Origin of the sequence: Pelomicrobium sp., from assembly GCF_036803785.1 — a bacterium.
In the GTDB taxonomy this organism is placed as follows: Bacteria; Pseudomonadota; Gammaproteobacteria; order Burkholderiales; family UBA6910; genus Pelomicrobium.
Map to the genome: position 1 here is coordinate 1 of NZ_DAIRTR010000178.1, position 5,116 is coordinate 5,116.

Annotated in this window: 1 protein-coding gene and 1 pseudogene; both read left to right on the forward strand. The window is 64.4% G+C overall.

Features of this window, described 5'->3' with window-relative positions:
• Positions 1 to 4,602, forward strand: a 4,602-nt coding sequence (gene gltB, locus V7Q81_RS14590) for a glutamate synthase large subunit (protein WP_333844718.1), incomplete at its 5' end; no start/stop codon positions are given.
• A 25-nt stretch (positions 4,603 to 4,627) separates the two neighbouring features.
• Positions 4,628 to 5,116: pseudogene (gltD, locus tag V7Q81_RS14595) on the forward strand (glutamate synthase); the annotation flags it as partial.

The window sequence follows — 5,116 nt, forward strand, 5'->3', positions numbered from 1 at the left end:
CATGATGCCTGCGGTGTGGGCTTCATCGCCCACATCAAGGGCAGGAAATCCCATACCATCATCGAACAGGGCCTGGAAATCCTCAAGAACCTCACCCACCGGGGTGCGGTCGGGGCCGACCCCAAAGCAGGCGACGGCGCCGGCATCCTGATCCAGATCCCGGATCAATTCTTCCGGGAAGAGATGGCCAAGCAAGGCGTGCGGCTGCCCCCGCCCGGCCAATACGGAGTCGGCATGGTGTTCCTGCCCCAGGAGCCCGCCTCCCGTCTTGCGTGCGAATACGAAATCGAACGAGCCATCAAGGACGAGGGTCAGGTCCTGCTCGGCTGGCGCGACGTGCCCCGGGACCGCTCGGTGCTGGGCGAATCGGTGAAGGCCATCGAGCCCGTCATCCGTCAGGTGTTCATCGGCCGGGGCAAAGGCGTGACCGTCACCGACGCCCTGGAGCGCAAGCTCTACATCATCCGTCGGGTGTCGGGTAATGCCATCCGGGCCCTCAACCTGGCCCACGGCAAGGAGTTCTACGTCCCCTCCCTGTCGGCACGCACTATCGTCTACAAGGGCATGCTCCTTGCCCGGGACATCGCCAACTACTATCTGGAGCTCAAGGACCCGCGGGTCGCCTCGGCCCTTGCCCTGGTGCACCAGCGGTTCTCCACCAACACCTTCCCGAGCTGGGAGCTGGCGCACCCCTTCCGCATGATCGCCCACAACGGGGAGATCAACACCCTGCGCGGTAACGTGAACTGGATTCGCGCCCGCCAGCAGGCCATCAGCTCCCCCATCCTGGGCAAGGACCTGGACAAGGTCTGGCCCCTGATCTATCCGGGCCAGTCCGACTCGGCTTCCTTCGACAATGCCCTGGAGCTGCTGGTGATGGGGGGCTATTCCCTCGCCCACGCCATGATGCTGCTCATCCCCGAGGCATGGGAGGGCCATACCCTCATGGATCCCGCCCGGCGGGCATTCTACGAATACCACGCGGCCATGATGGAACCATGGGACGGACCGGCGGCCATCGCCTTCACCGACGGGCGCCAGATTGGGGCGACCCTGGACAGGAACGGCCTGCGGCCTGCCCGCTATCTGGTGACCGACGATGACCATGTGGTCATGGCCTCCGAAACCGGCGTGCTGCCAATCCCTGAAGAGAGAATCGTCAAGAAGTGGCGGCTGCAGCCGGGCAAGATGTTTCTGATCGACCTGGAGGCGGGCCGAATCATCGACGACAAGGAGCTGAAAGACACCCTCGCCGCCGCCCGTCCCTATCGGGAATGGATCGAGCGCATCCGCATCAAGCTGGACGAACTCCCCGCCCCGGCCGAAAGGCGGGAGCCGGCCCGGGAGTCGCTCCTCGATCGCCAGCAGGCCTTCGCCTACACCCAGGAGGACCTCAAGTTCCAGCTTGCCCCCATGGCGGTGAATGGGGAGGAGCCGGTCGGCTCCATGGGCAACGACAGCCCTCTCGCGGTGCTGTCGCTCAAGAACAAGACGCTCTACCACTATTTCAAGCAGCTCTTCGCCCAGGTCACCAATCCGGCCATCGACCCGATTCGGGAAGAGCTGGTGATGTCGCTCGTCACCTTCATCGGGCCCAAGCCCAACCTGCTGGGCATCGACGAGATGAATCCACCCCTGCGGTTGGAGGTGAGCCAGCCGGTGCTGGATTTCGACCAGATGGAGACCATCCGGCACATCGAGAAGTACACCGATGGCAAGTTCAAGTCGTGCGAGCTGGATATCACCTATCCGGTGGCCTGGGGCAAGGAGGCCATCGAGGCGCGGCTCGCCAACCTGTGCGCCATGGCCGAGGACGCGGTACGCTCGGGCTACACCATCCTCATCATTTCGGACCGGAAAGTGGACCGGGAGCGCGTGGCAATCCCGGCGTTGCTGGCGCTGTCCGCCATCCACCAGCATCTAGTGAGCAAAGGCCTGCGCACCTCCACAGGCCTGGTGGTGGAAACAGGATCGGCCCGGGAAGTGCATCACTTCGCCCTGCTGGGAGGCTACGGCGCCGAAGCCGTCCACCCCTATCTCGCCTTCGAGACCTTGATCGACATGGCGGAAAAGGGCCTGCTGGGCGAAGTGGACGCCAAGAAGGCGTGCAAGAACTTCATCAAGGCGATAGGCAAGGGCTTGCGCAAGGTGATGTCCAAAATGGGCATTTCCACCTACATGTCCTACACCGGCGCCCAGATCTTCGAGGCGGTGGGCCTGTCCCGGGCCCTGGTGGACAAGTACTTCACCGGCACCACTTCTACGGTGGAGGGGATCGGCGTATTCGAAGTGGCAGAGGAGGCGATCCGCACCCACCGGCAAGCCTTCAGCGACGACCCGGTGCTGGCCCATGCCCTGGACGCGGGCGGCGAATACCACTACCGGGTCCGGGGCGAGGACCACATGTGGACCCCGGATGCCATCGCCAAGCTTCAGCACGCGACCCGCTCCGGGTCCTACCGGACGTACAAGGAATACGCGGACATCATCAATGACCAGTCGAAGCGGCTCATGACCCTGCGGGGGCTGTTCGAGTTTCGCTTCGATCGGGTAACCCCGGTACCCATCGAGGAAGTGGAGCCTGCTTCCGAGATCGTCAAGCGCTTCTCCACCGGCGCCATGTCCTTGGGGTCCATCTCCACCGAGGCCCACACCACCCTCGCCATCGCCATGAACCGCATCGGCGGCAAGTCCAACACCGGCGAGGGGGGTGAGGACCGGCGCCGCTACGCGCCGGTCAAGCCGGGGGAGACCCTCATGTCGCGCCTGGGCCGTGACCGAGTGGAAGTGGACATTCCCCTGCGGGAGGGCGACTCCCTCAAGTCCAAGATCAAGCAGGTGGCCTCGGGCCGCTTTGGCGTGACCGCGGAGTACCTGGCCTCCGCCGAGCAGATCCAGATCAAGATCGCCCAAGGGGCGAAGCCCGGCGAGGGCGGGCAGCTACCCGGACGCAAGGTGTCGGAATACATCGCGGAGCTGCGCTACTCCACCCCAGGGGTGGAGTTGATCTCCCCGCCGCCCCACCACGACATCTATTCCATCGAGGACCTGGCGCAACTGATCCACGATCTCAAGAACTCGAATCCCCAGGCCGAGATCAGCGTCAAGCTGGTCTCAGAAGTGGGCGTGGGTACCATCGCCGCCGGGGTGGCCAAGGCCAAAGCAGACCACGTCACCATCGCCGGCCATGATGGCGGCACCGGTGCCTCTCCCTGGTCCTCCATCAAGCATGCGGGCACGCCCTGGGAGCTGGGCCTTGCGGAGACCCAGCAAACCCTGGTGCTGAACCGGCTACGGGGCCGCATCGCGGTCCAGGCCGACGGCCAGATGAAGACGGGACGCGACGTGGTGATCGGCGCAATCCTTGGTGCGGACGAGTTCGGCTTCGCCACCGCGCCCTTGGTGGTGGAAGGCTGCATTATGATGCGCAAGTGCCACCTGAACACCTGTCCTGTGGGAGTGGCCACCCAGGATCCGGTGTTGCGACGGAAATTCGAGGGCAAGCCCGAGCACGTGGTGAACTACTTCTTCTTCGTGGCCGAGGAGGTGCGGGAGCTCATGGCCCGGCTTGGCGTGCGCAAGTTCAACGACTTGATCGGCCGCACCGAGCTGCTCGACATGCGCAAGGGCATCGACCACTGGAAAGCCCGGGGGCTCGACTTCTCTCGCATTTTCTATATGCCGCCGATGCCGCCCGAGGTGGCGCGCTACAAGTGCGAGGAACAGGACCATGGGCTCGAGCGGGCGCTGGATCAACGGTTGATCCAGCTCGCCCAGCCGGCACTGGAGCGGGGCGAAAAAGTGACCATCGAGATGCCCATCCGCAACATTCACCGCACGGTGGGCACCATGCTCTCCTATGAGGTAGCCAAGCGCTACGGCCACGACGGGCTGCCGGATGACACCATCCACATCCGCTTCGCCGGCTCCGCCGGGCAGAGCTTTGGCGCATTCCTGGCGCGCGGGATTACTCTGGATCTCATCGGCGAGACCAATGACTACTGCGGCAAGGGCCTCTCGGGCGGACGCATCGCGGTCCAGCCCTCACCCAAGTTCCGCGGCAACCCGCTAGAGAACATCATCACTGGCAACGTGGTGCTCTACGGCGCTATCTGCGGGGAAGCCTATTTCCGCGGGGTAGCGGGCGAGCGTTTCTGCGTGCGCAATTCGGGCGCTTCAGCGGTAGTTGAAGGGGTGGGCGACCACGGCTGCGAGTACATGACGGGCGGTACCGCCGTGGTACTGGGCATGACCGGGCGCAACTTCGCCGCGGGCATGTCGGGCGGCATCGCCTACGTGCTGGACGAGGACGGCACCTTCGCCGGCCGGTGCAACACGGCCATGGTGACCCTGGAGCCCGTGCTGGCGGAAGCGGAGCAGGAGGCCAAGGTGTCGCGCGACCTCTGGCATCTGGGCCAATCCGACGAGGCGATCCTCAAGCGCCTGATCGAAAACCACGCGCGCTACACAGGAAGCGCCCAAGCAAAGCGCATCCTCGCAGACTGGAACGTGTTGCGCGCGAAGTTTGTGAAAGTCTTCCCGAACGAGTACCGCCGCGCCCTCGGGGAGCTCGCCGCCAAGGGCAAGCGCCTGGCGGCGTAGCGTTTTATTGTCATAGAGGCATAGAGTGGGAAAAATCACCGGATTTATGGAGTACCAGCGCCTCCAGGAGGCCGCTGAGCCCCCCCGGGAGCGGGTGCGGCACTACCGCGAATTCATCCGTCCCCTAAGCGATGAGGAAGCGGCCATCCAGGGAGCGCGTTGCATGGACTGCGGCATCCCCTTCTGCATGCAGGGCTGCCCAGTCAACAACATCATCCCGGACTGGAACGACCTGGTGTATCGGGGCCGCTGGCGCGAAGCCATCGAAACCCTGCATTCCACCAACAACTTCCCCGAATTCACGGGACGTGTCTGTCCCGCCCCCTGCGAGGAAGCCTGCACCCTGCGCATCAACGACGATCCGGTGGGCATTAAATCCATCGAGCATGCGATTGCCGACAAGGCGTGGGAGATGGGCTGGGTCACCCCCCATCCGCCCAAGCGCAAGACCGGTAAGCGGGTAGCCATCGTCGGCTCGGGACCGGCAGGGCTCGCCTGCGCCCAGCAGTTGGCC